This window comes from Cetobacterium sp., assembly GCF_051653945.1.
Classification (GTDB): Bacteria; Fusobacteriota; Fusobacteriia; order Fusobacteriales; family Fusobacteriaceae; genus Cetobacterium_A.
In genome coordinates, this window is sequence record NZ_JBOFXD010000024.1 from 1 (window position 1) to 16,643 (window position 16,643).

Genomic DNA, 16,643 nt, shown 5'->3' on the forward strand with positions numbered 1-16,643 from the left:
GATATATTTTACTTTAAAGTTAAATTTTATTCAGATTAGAAAATTTAAAGAGGGAATAAAACATGTAACAGGATCAATAAATTTAAATGGAAAAGCTGCAGATAAAAATGGTATGTCATCATTTCAGGCTTTAGCTACAGCAGTGGCAGCTCAAGTTGGAACAGGAAACTTGGCTGGAGCGGCAACAGCAATAGCTTCAGGAGGGCCAGGAGCTATATTTTGGATGTGGGCGAGTGCTTTCTTTGGAATGGCAACAGTTTATGTTGAAGCAATATTAGGACAAGTTTTTAAAAAAAGAGTAGATGGTCAAATAACAGGAGGACCAGCATACTATATTGAAAACTCTATTAAAAATAAAAAGATTGCAAAAGGGTTATCATATTTCTTTGCAGTAGCTTGTATAGCAGCTTTAGGATTAATGGGAAATGCAGTCCAAGCAAATTCAATATCAGCAGCTTTTAATAAAGCTTTTGGTGTGTCACCAGCTCTTGTTGGTATTGTTGTGTCTGTTTTAGCAGGATTTGTTTTCTTTGGAGGAATAAAAAGAATAGCTTCTGTTACTGAGAAAATAGTACCTATTATGGCTGGGTTATATATTGTAGCGTGTATTGTAATAATAGTAATAAATTATCAAGAAGTGATTCCAGCTATAACATCTATCTTCTACTCAGCTTTTAATCCTCAAGCAGCACTTGGAGGAGCTATGGGGGTAACAGTGAAACAGGCTGTAAGATATGGAGTTGCAAGAGGTTTATTTTCAAATGAAGCTGGAATGGGATCAACACCACATGCTCACGCAATAGCAAAAGTATCACATCCAGGAGAACAGGGAATTGTGGCAGTAATAACTGTATTTATAGATACTTTTGTAGTATTAACAGGAACAGCACTTGTAATTTTAACATCAAAAGTTTCATTGACATCAGGAGCTGGAATTGTGCTAACTCAAGGAGCATTTAGTGCAACATTAGGAGTATTTGGAGATACATTTATTGCAATCTGTTTATTATTCTTTGCTTTTTCTACAATTGTAGGGTGGTATTTCTTTGGAGAAGCTAATGTTAGATATATCTTTAAAAGTAAAAAATCAGTTAATATATACAGAGCAATAGTTATGATAATGATTGTTATTGGATCAATGATGAAAGTTGAATTAGTATGGGAATTAGCTGATATGTTTAATGGAATGATGGTTTTACCAAATTTAATAGCACTCTTATCACTTGGTAAATATGCTAGAAGTGCAATGAAAGAATATGATAAAATTCCTGAAGAGAAGATAGAGGAAATTATAGCTTAAAAATTGAGTGAAAAATGAGAAAAAAGTGATTATAATTAGTATTAAATGTATTTTTTCATTGACATAAAATAGTAGTATACCGTATAATTTATATAAGATTATTAATTAAGAAGGGTGGATTATATGAAAAAAATTATAATGTCAATGTTGGTAGTTTTATCGGCAGTAGCTTTTGGAGCTGAAGTAAAAGAAGGAACTGGATTAGGTTATGCAGATGATATAAAAGTGGCAGTAACAATGGATGGAGACAAAATTGTTGCAATTGAAGTAAAAGAGAATAGTGATACTCCAGGAATTGCAAATCCAGCAATTGAGCAATTAACAAAGAAGGTTATAGAGGCACAATCATCTCAAGTAGATACAGTAGCAGGGGCTACATATACTTCTGAGGGATTCTTAGAAGCAGTAAATAACGCAACAGGAAAGTAATTGATTAATAATAAAGCTGAGATTTTAAATCTCAGCTTTTTTTTATAAAAAGTTTAAGGGAGAAAAAATGAAAAGAAGTACATTAGCAATTTTAGGTACAATAGCATTATCAGTTTTAAGTTTTTCACAAGAGGGTACGGGAAGAAGTATTAACAAAAAAAATAGAGTAGATTCTTCTAAAGAAAATATAGTTGGAGTGGATACATATAGTTTCCATGAAGAGGAGAGATTGAAAAATAGTGGTTCAACAGGATTTGTAGAAATAGGAATGGACACAATGATTTTTGAAAGATCGGTAGACGAGAAAAATAGAATAGAACCATATTTAGGATTTGAATTTTTTCCTTTTGAAAATTCAAACTTTTATATAGATGGAAAAACATCATATAGACATGAATACAGTAGTTCAGAGAAAAGATATGAGAAAAAAATGGCAGAACTTTATGGAGGATCTGTATATAGAAATGGAAAATTTTTCTTAAACTATAAAGTTGGAATTAGACAAGATGAACTGGAACATACAAAAGTTCAACACTCAACAACACTTAGATTTATTCCAAAAGCAACGTATGACTTTACAGATAAATTTGGATGGTATTTAAAAGGAGCGGTGGGATATGCAAAGGTTAAAGGTGATGAAAGAAATCAATCGACTAAAGAGTATGATTTACCGTTTCAAAATGAAGATTATGTAAATAAAATAGAAACTGGATTGAGCTATAGAGTAAATAAAACAAAATTATCACTAGGGGTTGTAAATAAATCTAAAGAGGACTATGCAGGTGAAAATATTAGATGGTCTTATTTAGCTAAAGTTGACCATAACCTATATGCAACAAATACTTTACAAGTAAGACCTTATGTTTGGGGATTTTTAAATCCTGAGGTTGAAACAGGTGGAAATAAAAATAAAACAACTTTCCATAATGAATTAGGAGCAATGATTGGAACAAGAGCTATTTGGAACCCAATGGTTGATTTTTCTATAACAGCTGACGTAGTTTATTTAGCTCAGTATAAAAATGTTTCAAGTAATGGAGAATCTTCATCGACTGGAGGTAGTGGAAGCAACGGTAAATCTACAGGAAAACCTGGAGGCGGTTCTGGTGGAGGAAATACTGGTGGAGGAAATACTGGTGGATCTGGTTCTGGAAGTGGAAGTGGATCTGGAACAGGGTCTGGAAGTGGAACAGGTGGAGGAACAAAAAGTATAAAAAGATCTGTAGAAGAATCTGTAGTAATAAGATTAGGATTTAAAAAGTATTTTTAAAAATAGATAAATATTTGATATAATAACCTTAATAAAATATAAGAGGTGTTAGCTTATGAAGAGGTTATTAATTATTGAGGATGAAAAAGAATTGGCTCTCTCTTTAGAGAGTCATTTTTTTAATCTAAATATAGAGATAAAAACTGCTTTGAACGGAGAGATAGGGATAGAAATTTTTGAAAGTTTTAAACCAGATTTAGTACTTTTAGATGTTAATTTACCATTAAAAAATGGATGGGAAGTTTGTGAGTATATTAGAAAAAAATCAGAGATTCCAATAATAATGATGACAGCAAGAGACTCTGAACTAGATGAGATTCATGGATTAGAAATAGGAGCAGACGACTATATTATTAAACCATTTAGTATAAATGTTCTTTCGACTAAAATAAAAAAGTATTTAAAATTAAATATTCAGCAAGAGTATGTATATAAAGAGATGGAGTATTCTTTTAAAGATGAGATATTAAAAATAAAAAATGAAAGAGTAAATCTTTCGACAAGAGAGCAAAACTTATTGGAATATTTTATAAAAAATAGAAATAAACCTTTAAGTAGAAACAATATTTTATTGGAGATTTGGGGAATAGATAACGAATTTGATGAGAGAGCCTCGGATACGCTTGTTAAAAGATTGAGAAAAAAACTGGGGGATTATGAGGAGCTAATAGGAACAGTAAGAGGAGTGGGATATATTTTTGAAGAGAGATAGTTTATCAAAAAAAATTTTTCTATATTCAGCATTAATAATAATAATTGCAATGAGTATAAGCTACACGATAAGTGTATTTTTTTTAGAACATCATTTTATTTCAGAAAGAAAAGAGGAATTTCCTAAAATCGCAAGAGAAGTGGAATATCTAATCTCTAATAGTAAAAATTTAGATTTAGAGAATTATATAAAAAATTTAAAAGAAAAAAAAGATATAACAATTTTAATTATGGCTGAAGGTGAAAAGAAGTGGATAAATAATAGAGGTGGGAGTGGAAGTGGTTTTTTAATTGAAAATTTAGAGAATAAAAAGTTCTTTATAAAAAATCAGAGATTAACAGAAGCTAAGATTTTATTATATAACGAAAAAATTCAAAATAGATGGGTGTCTATAAGAACGTCTCTATCTATTTTAAATTATTATAAAAGAGAGATTGGTTATTTTAATTTATTAGGTGCTTTTATAGCAATTTTTATAAGTTTAATTTTTGGAAAATTATTTTCCAAGAAATTTGTAAAAGATATAGAAATATTACAAAATAATACAAAAGAGATATCTAAATTGAACTTTAAATCTAACTTAGAAGTAAAAAGAGATGATGAGTTGGGTGAGCTTAGTGAAAATATAAAGGTGATGAGTGAAAAATTAGAAATAGCAATCAATGATTTAGAATCCTTTGTTTCTAATACATCTCATGAATTAAAAACTCCAATTACAATAATTTCATCTAAAGTTCAAGTTTTAATGAAAAATGAAAATGTAGATTTAGAGACATTAGAAACTTATAAAACTATATTAAGAGAGAGCTATTATACTAAAGAATTAATTTCAAAGTTACTAATTTTATCAAAATTGGATGTTTTGAAAAGTGTAAAAAATGAAGAGATTGAATTAGAAGAGTTGATTTTAAAAATAGTAGAACGTTACGATTATATAGAACTTTCTAAAAATTTAATTGTCAATTTAGATATAGAGGAAACAAAAGTATGTATAGATAAAGAGTTTTTGCAAATTGCATTGGAGAATATAATTCAAAATGCTCTAAAGTACTCTGAAGATGATAAAGAGGTAAATATAGAGTTAAAAAACAATGTTTTAAAAGTAACAAATAAAATGTTATTTAATAAAAGTATGGATTTAGAAAAAATATTTACTCCTTTTAATAGAGGAGAAAATTTTTCAAGAATAGATGGAAATGGTTTGGGTTTAACTTTAGTAAAAAAAATATTTTTATTATTAAATATAAAATATGAAGTTTATATTAAAAATGAAAATTTTAATTTTATAGTTTATTTTAAATAAAAACTCGGAAAATTTTCCGAGTTTTTTAAATTAACCAAGTTTGATAGTTATAAATAGCATAGGCTGTAATAGTATTATGGTATTTAAAGACTAAGTAACTACAAAGCAGGATAAAAGAAAGATATTTAAGATATTTAAGATACTTATTTGATATATTAGAGATAACGAAAGGAATTCCAATAAAAATACCTAATCTAAAATAATCTAGAACTCTTAAAATAATAGCAAACCGATAAAAAGAAATAAAAATAAAAAGTGCAAAGATATTTAAATTTAAAAGTGTATTTTGTTTTTGAGTGCTATCCTTTAAATAAAATAACAATATAACAACAAAAATTAATAATTCTGAGAATTCATAAAAATTTCCATGCTCAATAATGTGACTATATCTATTTAAACGTTCACTTAATCCTAAAAAAGATATGTTAAGTTTAAAAATAATGAAAGATAATGGATTAATAATAAGAGATAAAATAAAAAGTAAACTCAAAGATTTTTTTGTAAATCGATAGTTTAATAAAAAATAAAAAGGATATAAAATAATAGCTGTTTTATGAAAAAAACAAGCTAAAGTAATTAAAAGAATGTAGATAAAAATTTTCTTTTCAATAATATATTTTAAACTTATCCAAAAAATTATGATAGCAATAAAGTTTCGAATAATAGTAAAATTATGCCAGTAGTAAAAAGTTGATAAATATATAAGAAAAGATAGTGTAGGGTATATACTGTAAGATATAAATAATTTATAAATAATAAAATTAAATATAAAGCTTAAAAAAAGAAGAAAAAAATTATAACTTAAACCAAGAAATTTAAAGAAATCTCTAAGTAGAATAAAGAAGTATTCATATCCATATGGATTTTGAAAATATGGGAGCTCATAAAAGTATTTATAGACATGATAGTCGTACCCTCCAACATTTGTTCTAGTTCCAGTATATATAGATAATAGAAATACAGGCATAATGAGCAAAAATTTTTCATAAGGATCCTCAGTAAAAAATATAGTATAAAAAAGAAAAATCCCAAAGATTCCGAGAACAAAAATCATACTTCATCAACTCTTTCTTTTATAATAGCTCCAGTTAAAGAGGCAAAAAGAGATAGAATAAAACCGAAAAATAAGATTAGGTATCGTTTATCAATAATTTCTATTGAGTCAGCTTTTATTATTAAAGGAAAAGATTTAGCAGGGTTTTCTAATAAAGCTTTAAATTTAATCTCTTCATCTTTAGAGGTAGCATAAAGAAGTTTTTCATTCAAAAAATTTATATTTGTTATAACAATAAAATCTAAAAAGTTATTAACTTCATTTATTGGAAAATCTTTTAAAATAGATTTGCTGACAGCTGTATAAATACTATTTCCTGAATTAAAAGATACCTTTAAAGAATCACTATTAATTAAACTTGGAATATATAAGCCACCACTTCCAGGGGTTATACTCTCATAGGTTATAGTTTCATTTATATCAATTTTTGTAATTTTTGTAGTACCTTCAGGTTCAATATAACGAAATAATGCTTTAGCTGAATAGACAATAGGAGTAGTAAAATAAAAATAAGAAGTAATAATCAAACCAAAAATAAAAATAGAAAAAAATAAATATCTATGTGCATTAACAATCTTAAAAAAATCTTTAGACATTTGAACCTCCAGTATCCTTTTTAATATAATACTGTAAAAAATAAAAAAACCTCTTTAATAAGAGGTTTTAAAATTAGAATGAATATTTTATAGCTCCAGAATAGAACCAATGATCTTTATTTCCGTCTCCAGCCCCTTTTGTACCAGTGTTATCATCTCTCCACTCATAGTTAACTTTAGCGATAAGTTCAATATCCTTAGTTATTTTATAGTGTGTATTAACTCCCAGCATATCTCTTTTAACCTCTTTTTTTGTACCATTTGTAGCAACTCTTTCACCATCAGTTCCCCAGAAGAAGAAAGGTACAAGTTTTAACTTTCTAGTTGGTGAATAGTGGTATCTAAACCTAATCTGACTTCCATCAACATCATAATCAAATTTATTGACACCACTTGTATCATCAGCATAAGCTACAGATAAAGCATGTTTTCTATTAAATGTATATCTAGCTCCACCTTCTAATCTATGTTTGTAACCATATTTATCTCCATTTTTCCACGGATCTTTTAATTCACTATATGCAACAAATCCTCTAGAATATAGACTCCATTTTCTATTGATTGTATAAGTAAATTTAGGGTAAAATCTGTATTCTTTTGCTGAATCTAATCCTTTTAATGTAGTACCAGGTTTAATGTTATCATTATGAAAATCAGTATACTTTAAACCAATTTCAGGTCTAAACATAAGTTTTCCCCAAAGGTACATATTTTCAATATAGAACTCTGACATCTCTCTACTTTGTTCTTTATCTTTTGAAGTTTTACTTTCATTAAAAACTCTGTCAGCAAAACCAAACTTAAAAGCAAGACCTTTATCTTTATTAGGTTTTAAAGTAAGACTAACATTCCCTTCTCTAAAATTTCTAGAAGCTCCAGCCTCTTCATAATCTTTAACTTTAAATCCAACTTCAATATCTCCACCCATTTTATCTAAATTAAAAGCTAAAGCAGATGTATTAACTAATAAAAAAGATGAAAGTGCAAAGTAAGATATAATTTTATTATTCATAATCCCTCCAATATGTCAATATTATGTCATAATTATACTATTTTTTTTATTTTATGTCAACTTTGTGTCAAAATAAAAAAGACTTGATTTAACAAGTCTTAATTAAAAGGATACCAAAATCCTTTAAGTACATATATTTTTAAATAAATTGAGACAACTAACATCAATCCCATTAATATAAGTGTAACAAAGTCAATTGAAGAGTATTTTTGAGAACTATACCAAGTTCTTTTACTTTTATGACCAAATCCCCTTAAATCCATTGCATTAGAAACAACTTCCACTCTATTTAATGATGAAAGAACTAGTGGGAATAAAATAGTATTATAATTTTTTAATCTTGTTATAATATTGGCATCTTCTTTTCTAAAAGCAACACCTCTAGCTTCTTGAGCATGCATTATATTTTTAAATTCATCTCTTACATCTGGAATATATCTAAGAGCTATATTAATTGCATAAGCAACTTTGTAAGATACACCAATTTTATTTAAACTACTTGCAAATTTACTAGGATGAGTTGTAAATATAAATAGCATCATTATAGGAAAAATAGCTAAGTACTTCATCGATAAAGTAAGTGCAAACCAGATTGTTTCAGTAGAAAGCGTTACTCCCTTTATCGTTAAAATTGGAGTAGTAGTTCCCGTTAAAGTTGATCCATATTCAGGAGTTATAACTATTAAAAATAAAGAGTTCATAATAGTAAACATAACGATGAATATAAATAGAGGTTTTATTGATTTAAATGGGATTTTAGCAATATGTAGCAATCCCATTCCTACAATAAAAAATGTTAAAAATACTCTAAAATCATTAAATAAAAATACTGACGCTGTCCAAACAAGTAGTAATAAAAATTTTACACTTCCATCAATTTTATGTATTGGAGAGTTTTTATCAATATATAAAGTTCCAGCTCTTGACATTATCTCATCCCTCCTTGGTTTTCAAAATTAATGAAAGAGTTCATAAGCATCTCAGGATCTAAGCCCATAATTTCTGCCATTTGAGATAAAGAAGTTTCTTTTAGATTAGACTTCTCCATTAATTCTTTTTCTCCTAAAATAATAGATGGAGAATTATTTGCTATAATTGTTCCATTGCAAAGAACGATAGCTCTATTAGCATATTCAAGAGCTAAGTGCATATCATGAGTTATTAGAATAATTCCGACACCCTTATTAGCAATCTCTTTAATAAAGTTCATAAACTCTTTATATCTTTTATAATCTTGCCCTGCTGTAGGCTCGTCTAAAATTAAAACTTCGGGTTCAAGAGCTAAAATAGCAGCTATAGTAAGTCTTTTTTTCTGGCCATAACTTAAAGATGTAACAGGCCAATGTCTAAATTCATGTAAACCACAAATTTCTAATGCTTTCTCAGCTTTTTCTGTAAAATCTTTAACTCCCCTTATTTTTAAACCAAACTGTACTTCTTCTAAAAGAGTTTCTTGTGTAATCATGTGATTTGGATTTTGCATAACAAATCCAATTTTCTCTCCTCTTCTTTTAATACTATTTTTAATAATACTTTTTCCAAGAAAAATAATATCTCCAAAAGACTCTTTTTCAATACCTGTTACAACTTTACAAAGCGTTGATTTACCAGCACCGTTATTCCCTAAAAGAGCAAGAATCTCTCCTCTATTAACAGAAAAATTAACATCTTTTAAGATTGATTTATTCTCATCATAAGCAAATGAAAGATTTTGAACACTTAAAATGTTATCTTTAAATTGTTTTTCTTTTAATTCAATTGAATCGCACCAAGTTTTTACCTTTGTTATATTTTCATTAGTTCCAATTTTAGATATAGGATATATTGAATCTGTTTCTAAGTTTACACCAGAATATTTTAAAGCTTCAATATAAAGAGGCTCTCTCAATCCGTATTGTCTAAATATATCTTTTCTAAATAACTCTTCAGGAGTTCCATTAGCTACAACTTCCCCCTTATTTAAAATAATAACTCTATCAAACTCTTGTTCTAAAACATCTTCAATTCTGTGTTCGATAACAATAATTGTTTTTCCAGTTTTCTTTTGGATATCACAAATTAATTTCATAGCATGTTTTCCACTATATGGATCTAAATTAGCTAAAGGTTCATCAAAAAGAAGTATCTCAGCAGGACTTCTCATTATTCCAGCTAGTGATACAGATTGTTTTTGTCCACCAGAAAGCTCTTGAGGACTATGATTAATAAAGCTCTCCATCCCAACTTCTTTTAGTGCTTTCTCAGTGTTTTTAATCATTTCAGATTGAGGGATAAGATTATTCTCATCAATAAAAGATACATCTTCCCCAACACTTAAACCTATAAATTGACCATCTTGGTCTTGTAAAACTGTTCCAACAAGGTTACTAATCTCAAAAATACTGCTTTCATAAGGTTCAATATTTTTAACAGTTAAAGTACCTTTAAATCCACCCTCTTTTGAAAAAGGGACAATACCATTTAAACAACTACCTAAAGTAGATTTTCCACTACCACTAGGCCCAGCAATTAGAACTTTTTCACCTTTTTTTATCTCTAAATTAATATTTTTTAAAGTTGGCTCTAATTGATTGATGTATTTAAAAGTAAAATCTTTAAATTCTACTACGTTACTCATCTATACTCCTTCACTTAATTAATCTTCTATTTTTAAATTTGAATACTTTCTTTTTCTAGCAGCGATTCCAAGAATAATGGGAATTCCCAAAGTTGCAGTAACAGCAAAATTAGTTAAAGTCGCTAAAGCAATTTGAATCCAAACTTTTTGAGCTGGTTCACCATAGAAGTAAACATCTCCAACATAAGCAGCTAATCCTGCAAAAATCATTCCTAAAATAGCATAAAGATACATTTTAAATATATGAACTTTAGTAACATGACCTGTTTCTAAAGAAAAACTTTTGTCTAAGGTAATTAATCCACCAAACAATCCAATAACAGCAGATAAGAAAACCCAACTAAACCAAACGCTTCCCCACATAATCATATCATTTAAAGCGTGTCCAACAAAACCTACAAAGAATCCAACTAATGGACCAAAGATAGCTCCAAAAATTGTAAGAAGAGCAACAGCTATTCTAAATGATGTATTTGGACCAACAGGGATAGCAACTCCTGAAAGAACACTATAAAGAGCAGCTCCGATACCGATAGCTACTACACTTTTGGTAGAAAATAATTCAGTTTTTTTTACATAATATCTGAAACCATCTTCGCCAATATACTTTTTTATCATATTTTATCCAACCTTTCTTTTCTAACCTTCCAATCAGGCATATAAAGCGATATAAAGTTCCAAAATTCTTTTTGATGATGAGGATATCTTAAATGTGCTATTTCATGAAATGCCACATAATCAATACATTCAATAGGTTTTTTAATAAGTTCAATATTTAATGTAATGACTTTTGTGATAAACCTACAAGATCCCCAACGTCTTTTCATTTTTCGAATTTTAAAACTAGAAAACTTTTCACCTATAAGGTTACTATATTTATTTAAAGATATTTCAAAAATTTTTAAAGCATTTTTCTTATACCAATTATAAATAAGAGTTTCAATATTTTTGTTATTGATCTCTTTATTAGTAAATACTTTAAAAAAACCATCTATAATTTCAATATTATTATAAGAACTTTTAAAAATTTCTAAAATATAAATTTTACCAAGATACTCTATATTGTCTCCATTTTTATATGATTTGTCAACTGATTTAGTTGAAAATTTTGTAACTTTTTCGAGATTTTTTAAAATCCATTCATTTTTAGATTTTAAAAAAGATTCAATAAAAGTATTTGGTGTTCTTTTGGGAACAGAAAGAGTAACAGTACCATCAGATTTAACTTTAAGAATAATATTTTTAATATTTTTTTTAGTAATTTGTACACTGTATTTCATAAATTCACCTTTAGATATCATATTATAAATATTTTATCACAATAGTTTGATTTACGAAATAAAATAAATTAAAAAACTTTTTTTAATTAGTTAATAAAGATTTGTAGAAGTTTAGAGTGTTAATTGCTATATTGTTTAAATTATGATTATATATTAGTAATTTAATTGATATGGGAGGGGTTTATGGATAATTTACATAATCCAAGAGTTTTTAAAATAAATAGATTAAGTGCACATTCAAATCATAAATATGAAGGATTAAATATAGAGTGGAAGAGATGTTTAAATGGAATTTGGGATTTTTCATATTGCAATACACCTAATTGGACAAAAATTCAAGTTCCAGGACATATGGAGTTACAAGGATATGGAGAGCCACAATATGTTAATACAATGTATCCTTGGGATGGAAGAGAAAATTTAGAGCCAGGAGAGGTGCCAAAAGAATTCAATCCTTTTGGGATTTATAAAAGAGATATAGATATACCAAAAGATTGGAAAAATAGACCAGTATATATTTCATTTCAAGGTGTTGAATCATCGTTAGAGTTGTATTGCAATGGGGAGTTTGTAGGATATAGTGAAGATAGTTTCACACCGAGTGAATTTGAGTTAACAAAATATTTAAAGAACGAAAATAATGAAATAACAGTAAAAGTCTATAAATGGTGTAGTGGAAGTTGGTTAGAGGATCAAGATTTTTGGAGACTTTCAGGTATTTTTAGAGATGTTTATCTTTATTCAACTCCAGATGTACATATAAAAGATATGTTTATAACTTCAGAATTAGCAAATAGTTTTAAGAAGGCAACTTTAAAAAATATATTAAAAATTCAAAGTTATAAAGAAGCAATAGTAGATATTGAAATGGAACTTATGGATAAAGCAGAAGTTATTTTAAAAATAGAAGAAAAAAATGTAAAAATTGATAAAGAATTAAAAGTAGAGTTAAATAAAAAAGTAGAAAATCCGAAATTATGGAGTGCGGAAAAGCCAAATCTTTATGATGTTAAAGTTTTAATTAAAGATAGCAAAACTGGAGATGTAATAGAGGAGTGTCATCAAAGGTTTGGATTTAGAAAATTTGAGATTTCAGATAAAATTATGAAAATAAACGGAGAGCGTATTGTATTCAAAGGTGTAAATAGACATGAGTTTAATTGCTACAAAGGAAGAGCAGTAACAGAAGAGGATATGATTTGGGATATAAAATTTTTAAAAGCAAATAATTTTAATGCTGTTAGAACATCTCATTATCCAAATCAAACTAGATGGTATGAGCTATGTGATGAGTATGGATTGTATGTAGTTGATGAAGTTAACTTAGAAACTCACGGAACTTGGCAAATTTTAGGACAACCTTGTCCAGAGAAAGTTATACCAAATAATAATCCAGAATGGTTAGAAAATATAATAGATAGAGCTAAATCTATGTTTGAAAGAGATAAAAATTATTCTTCTATAGTAATTTGGTCTTGTGGAAATGAATCTTTTGGAGGAGAAAACCTATTTAAAATGTCTGAATTTTTAAGAAGTTTAGATAATACAAGAGTTATTCATTATGAGGGAATATTTTGGGATAGAAGATATGATAAAACTTCGGATATGGAAAGTAGAATGTATGCAAAGGTTTATGAAATTGAAAAATATTTACAAGAAACACCTGAAAAACCATTTATACTGTGTGAATATTCTCATGCTATGGGAAATTCTAATGGTGGACTCCATAAGTATACAGAGTTGGAAAAGAAATATCCAATGTATCAAGGAGGATTTATTTGGGATTATATAGATCAATCGTTAATGAAGAAAGATTCTTTTGGTAAGGAGTATTTAGCTTTTGGAGGAGATTTTGGAGATAGACCTACTGATTATAACTTTTGTGTAAATGGTATTGTTTATGGAGATAGAAAACCATCACCTAAAGTTCAGGAGATTAAACAACTATTTTCAGATTACAAGATAAATGTAGAGGAAAAATCTTTTACTATAATGAATGATAGTTTATTTACAAATTGCTCAGAGTACGATACAAAAATAAAATTATTAAAAAATGGAGTTAAAATTTATGAAGAGAGTTTAGAATGTAATGTAAAACCATTATCTGAAAAATCGTTTAAATTAAATCTTCCTAAAATAAAAGAGCATGGAGAATATACAATAGAGGTGTCTTTAAATTTAAAAGAAGATAGATTTTATGCTTTAAAAGGACATGAAATTTGTTTTGGACAAAAAATATATAAAATTGAAAAAAAAGTAAAAGAAAAATTAGAAGGAAAGCCAACTTTTATAAATGGTGGATTTAATTTAGGAATAAAAACTAAAAAAATGGAGTTAATATTTTCAAAAGCTTATGGTGGATTAATTTCATTAAAATTTGGAGGAAAAGAGTTTGTAGATGGTGTTGTAATGCCAAATTTCTGGAGAGCGTCAACAGATAATGATAGAGGAAATAAGATGCCATTTAGATATGCTCAATGGAAACTTGCATCAATGTATGCAAAAATGGTTGATGTAAAAGCTTTTGAAAAAGAAAACTCTGTGGAAATAAGAGCTAAGTATGAACTACCTACAAATCCTATTTCAGCATGTGAGATTATATATGAGGGATTTGTTAATGGAAAATTAAAAATAAGCATGGAATATGACGGTGAAAAAGGATTATCAGAGATGCCGTTATTTGGAATGAGTTATAAAGTTCCAAAAGAGTTTAGTGAAATAAAATGGTATGGTATGGGGCCAGAAGAAAATTATATAGATAGAGTTCATGGAGCTAAACTTGGAATTTTTGAAACAGATGTAAATAAAAATATGAGTGAATATGTTATTCCCCAAGAGTGCGGAAATAGAATAGGAACTAGATGGGCAGAAATAACAGATAAGATGGGAATAGGAATAAAGATTTCAAGCGAGGAAACGTTTGAATTTAGTGCATTACCTTACACGGTTAATGAAATAGAAAGTGCATATCATCACTACGAACTTCCCAAATCTCATTGTACTGCTTTAAATATAAATAAAATACAGATGGGAGTTGGAGGAGATGATTCATGGGGAGCCCCAACACATGAAGAGTATTTAGTTCCAAGTGACAAAAAGTATTCGTTTAGCTATACAATAGAATCGAATATCTAAAATTAAAGCTAGAAGAGCTCTCTTCTAGCTTTTCCTATTTCTTAAAGGTAATATTGCTAAAAAGTATAAAGCATGGTATAATAATACGTTAAATTTAATAGAGAATAGGAGAGTAAAATGACTATAGTAGAGTTTAAAAATGTATCAAAATCATTTTTTTCACAAAATTTATATAAACATGTTGAATTAGAAGTAAATTCTGGAGATAAAATAGCTCTTGTTGGGAATAATGGAACAGGGAAATCTACTTTAATTAAACTTTTATCTGGAGTAGAAAGTCCTGATAGAGGAAGTGTAATTAGAGAGGAAGAGGCTGTAATATCTTGTTTTGATCAGTTTGGAAGAGTTGATTTAGATAGTAAAGTTCAAGATTTATTAAATTCACCTTTTGAAAAAGTAATGGCTGTTCAAGCTGAGTTAGATGCAGTTTCAGCAGAGTTTACTGGGGATATGGATAATGATGAAAAAGTAATGGAAAAATATTCAAAATTATCTGATGAGTTTGAAAGCTTAGGAGGATATTCATATATTCATGTTCAATCTGAATTTATAGATACTTTTGAACTAAATGATAAATTAGATAAAAAGTTTAGAGAGTTAAGTGGAGGAGAAAGACAGTATATAAGACTGGCTATAACTTTATTTAGTAATTCAGATTTAATAATTTTAGATGAGCCACTTTCATTCTTTGACAAGAAAAAGACAGCTTGGTTGACAAATTATATTAATGATAGTCCAAAGGCATTTTTAGTTATATCGCACAATATAGATTTTATAAGAACTTTTGCAACAAAAATTATTGATATAGATAATAATAAAGTTGGAGTTTATGATTGTGATTATCCTGCTTATTTAAAAGAGAAGAAAGTTAGAATAGCAGAGGATAAAAAGAAAAATAGAGAAACTGAAGAAACAATAGAGGAAACTCAAGAGGCTATTGAAAAAAAGTTAAAGCTTCTAGAGAGATGTAATAATAAACATGCTCATGCTGTAATTTTAAGAAGAATGAGAAAAGAGTTAGAAAGATTACAAAAAGAAAGAATTAAGTTCTCGCCAGAGTACAAGTATAGTTATATAGATGCGCCAGAAGATATAATGATAACTGGAAAAAAAGAGTTTGAAGGACCAATTGTTGTTTTAAAAGATGTAATGAAAGAGTACCCAGATAAGATGTTGTATAAAGATGCAAATTTAGTGGTAGATAGAGATACAAAAATTTGTATTGTTGGAGAAAATGGATCTGGAAAATCAACATTGTTAAAAATAATAGCTGGATTAGATAAGCCAACTTCAGGAGAAGTTTTTATAAATGAGAAAGCAACAATTGCATTTATAGAACAAGATACATTTTTTGAAAATGAAAATATGTATATCAAAGACTACTTAAAAGATAAAACAGGTCTTTCTGATGAATTTATAGAAGCTGCAATAGATAATCTTTATAATAATGAATTAGAATTTAGAGATAAAAGAATATTTATGCTATCTGGAGGAGAGAAGAAAAGATTAGAGATATTTACAAATACTTTAATGGAAACTGATTTATTAATAATAGATGAACCTTCAACTTATATGGATGATTACTCAAGAACAGCCATAGCTAATATGCTTTTAGATTATCCAGGAGCAGTTATATTAGTGAGTCACGATAAAGTTTTAATGAGAAGAATAGGGTTTGTAACTTACGATATTCGTGATAATAGATTTAGAATAAAAAACTAATAAAAAATGTTGTTGACAAAAAACAAATATTGTGATACAATTTTTATGTCTTGAGGGATTCCTTCAAGACGTTAGCGGGAGTAGCTCAGTTGGTAGAGCGTCAGCCTTCCAAGCTGAATGTCGCGAGTTCGACCCTCGTCTCCCGCTCCAATTTAATATTTATCAAATGTGTCTGTAGCTCAGCTGGATAGAGCAACGCCCTTCTAAGGCGTG

General features: G+C 28.1%; 14 protein-coding genes and 1 tRNA gene. 8 read left to right on the forward strand and 7 right to left on the reverse strand.

Annotation, left to right across the window (positions count from 1 at the left end):
- The 5 genes from ACRC8M_RS02435 to ACRC8M_RS02455 all read left to right on the forward strand — a co-directional run.
- Positions 1-1,300 (forward strand): alanine/glycine:cation symporter family protein (locus ACRC8M_RS02435; protein ID WP_438527687.1); only part of this gene is annotated, 1,300 nt, incomplete at its 5' end.
- Between the two features lie 123 nt (positions 1,301-1,423).
- Positions 1,424-1,729 (forward strand): FMN-binding protein, encoded by a 306-nt coding sequence (locus ACRC8M_RS02440; RefSeq protein ID WP_438527688.1) that lies wholly within the window; start codon positions 1,424-1,426, stop codon positions 1,727-1,729.
- A gap of 67 nt (positions 1,730-1,796) precedes the next feature.
- Positions 1,797-2,999, forward strand: a complete 1,203-nt coding sequence (locus ACRC8M_RS02445) for a hypothetical protein (protein ID WP_438527689.1) — start codon at positions 1,797-1,799, stop codon at positions 2,997-2,999.
- A gap of 55 nt (positions 3,000-3,054) precedes the next feature.
- On the forward strand, positions 3,055-3,711 hold the full coding sequence (locus ACRC8M_RS02450) for a response regulator transcription factor (RefSeq protein ID WP_438527690.1): 657 nt from the start codon (positions 3,055-3,057) through the stop codon (positions 3,709-3,711).
- On the forward strand, positions 3,698-5,014 hold the full coding sequence (locus ACRC8M_RS02455; protein ID WP_438527691.1) for a sensor histidine kinase: 1,317 nt from the start codon (positions 3,698-3,700) through the stop codon (positions 5,012-5,014). The genes ACRC8M_RS02450 and ACRC8M_RS02455 overlap by 14 nt, the downstream gene beginning before the upstream one ends.
- Positions 5,015-5,039: 25 nt before the next feature.
- Here ACRC8M_RS02455 and ACRC8M_RS02460 read toward each other — a convergent pair whose 3' ends face one another.
- The 7 genes from ACRC8M_RS02460 to ACRC8M_RS02490 all read right to left on the reverse strand — a co-directional run bounded on the left by ACRC8M_RS02460 (position 5,040) and on the right by ACRC8M_RS02490 (position 11,573).
- Positions 5,040-6,068, reverse strand: a complete 1,029-nt coding sequence (locus ACRC8M_RS02460) for an EpsG family protein (protein ID WP_438527692.1) — start codon at positions 6,066-6,068, stop codon at positions 5,040-5,042.
- Positions 6,065-6,664: a hypothetical protein gene (locus tag ACRC8M_RS02465; RefSeq protein ID WP_438527693.1), complete on the reverse strand. Its 600-nt coding sequence runs from the start codon at positions 6,662-6,664 to the stop codon at positions 6,065-6,067. The genes ACRC8M_RS02460 and ACRC8M_RS02465 overlap by 4 nt, the downstream gene beginning before the upstream one ends.
- A 73-nt stretch (positions 6,665-6,737) precedes the next feature.
- On the reverse strand, positions 6,738-7,676 hold the full coding sequence (locus ACRC8M_RS02470) for a hypothetical protein (protein WP_438527694.1): 939 nt from the start codon (positions 7,674-7,676) through the stop codon (positions 6,738-6,740).
- Between the two features lie 98 nt (positions 7,677-7,774).
- A complete protein-coding gene (locus tag ACRC8M_RS02475; protein ID WP_438527695.1) occupies positions 7,775-8,605 on the reverse strand; it encodes an energy-coupling factor transporter transmembrane component T family protein in 831 nt (276 codons plus the stop codon).
- Positions 8,605-10,293, reverse strand: coding sequence for an ABC transporter ATP-binding protein (locus ACRC8M_RS02480; protein ID WP_438527696.1), 1,689 nt, complete (start codon positions 10,291-10,293; stop codon positions 8,605-8,607). The genes ACRC8M_RS02475 and ACRC8M_RS02480 overlap by 1 nt, the downstream gene beginning before the upstream one ends.
- An 18-nt stretch (positions 10,294-10,311) precedes the next feature.
- Complete coding sequence (locus ACRC8M_RS02485) at positions 10,312-10,911, reverse strand: ECF-type riboflavin transporter substrate-binding protein (protein WP_023051663.1); 600 nt, start codon at positions 10,909-10,911, stop codon at positions 10,312-10,314.
- Complete coding sequence (locus ACRC8M_RS02490) at positions 10,908-11,573, reverse strand: M48 family metallopeptidase (RefSeq protein WP_438527697.1); 666 nt, start codon at positions 11,571-11,573, stop codon at positions 10,908-10,910. The genes ACRC8M_RS02485 and ACRC8M_RS02490 overlap by 4 nt, the downstream gene beginning before the upstream one ends.
- 183 nt (positions 11,574-11,756) lie before the next feature.
- On the opposite strand from ACRC8M_RS02490, the gene ACRC8M_RS02495 reads away from it, so the two are divergent.
- From ACRC8M_RS02495 to ACRC8M_RS02505, 3 genes are all read left to right on the forward strand, one after another.
- The gene (locus tag ACRC8M_RS02495; RefSeq protein WP_438527698.1) at positions 11,757-14,708 is read left to right on the forward strand and encodes a glycoside hydrolase family 2 TIM barrel-domain containing protein; all 2,952 of its coding nucleotides are present in this window, start codon (positions 11,757-11,759) and stop codon (positions 14,706-14,708) included.
- 117 nt (positions 14,709-14,825) lie between these two features.
- Positions 14,826-16,430, forward strand: a complete 1,605-nt coding sequence (locus ACRC8M_RS02500) for an ABC-F family ATP-binding cassette domain-containing protein (RefSeq protein WP_438527699.1) — start codon at positions 14,826-14,828, stop codon at positions 16,428-16,430.
- Positions 16,431-16,504: 74 nt separating this feature from the next.
- Positions 16,505-16,580, forward strand: a tRNA-Gly gene (locus tag ACRC8M_RS02505).
- Positions 16,581-16,643 lie beyond the last annotated feature (63 nt).

Excerpts from the sequence above, each read along its gene's own strand:
- ACRC8M_RS02440 (WP_438527688.1), top strand. The coding sequence starts at position 1,424 with ATGAAAAAAATTATAATGTCAATGTTGGTAGTTTTATCGGCAGTAGCT.
- ACRC8M_RS02445 (WP_438527689.1), top strand. The coding sequence starts at position 1,797 with ATGAAAAGAAGTACATTAGCAATTTTAGGTACAATAGCATTATCAGTT.
- ACRC8M_RS02450 (WP_438527690.1), top strand. The coding sequence starts at position 3,055 with ATGAAGAGGTTATTAATTATTGAGGATGAAAAAGAATTGGCTCTCTCT.
- ACRC8M_RS02460 (WP_438527692.1), bottom strand. The coding sequence starts at position 6,068 with ATGATTTTTGTTCTCGGAATCTTTGGGATTTTTCTTTTTTATACTATA.
- ACRC8M_RS02465 (WP_438527693.1), bottom strand. The coding sequence starts at position 6,664 with ATGTCTAAAGATTTTTTTAAGATTGTTAATGCACATAGATATTTATTT.
- ACRC8M_RS02470 (WP_438527694.1), bottom strand. The coding sequence starts at position 7,676 with ATGAATAATAAAATTATATCTTACTTTGCACTTTCATCTTTTTTATTA.
- ACRC8M_RS02475 (WP_438527695.1), bottom strand. The coding sequence starts at position 8,605 with ATGTCAAGAGCTGGAACTTTATATATTGATAAAAACTCTCCAATACAT.
- ACRC8M_RS02480 (WP_438527696.1), bottom strand. The coding sequence starts at position 10,293 with ATGAGTAACGTAGTAGAATTTAAAGATTTTACTTTTAAATACATCAAT.
- ACRC8M_RS02485 (WP_023051663.1), bottom strand. The coding sequence starts at position 10,911 with ATGATAAAAAAGTATATTGGCGAAGATGGTTTCAGATATTATGTAAAA.
- ACRC8M_RS02490 (WP_438527697.1), bottom strand. The coding sequence starts at position 11,573 with ATGAAATACAGTGTACAAATTACTAAAAAAAATATTAAAAATATTATT.
- ACRC8M_RS02495 (WP_438527698.1), top strand. The coding sequence starts at position 11,757 with ATGGATAATTTACATAATCCAAGAGTTTTTAAAATAAATAGATTAAGT.
- ACRC8M_RS02500 (WP_438527699.1), top strand. The coding sequence starts at position 14,826 with ATGACTATAGTAGAGTTTAAAAATGTATCAAAATCATTTTTTTCACAA.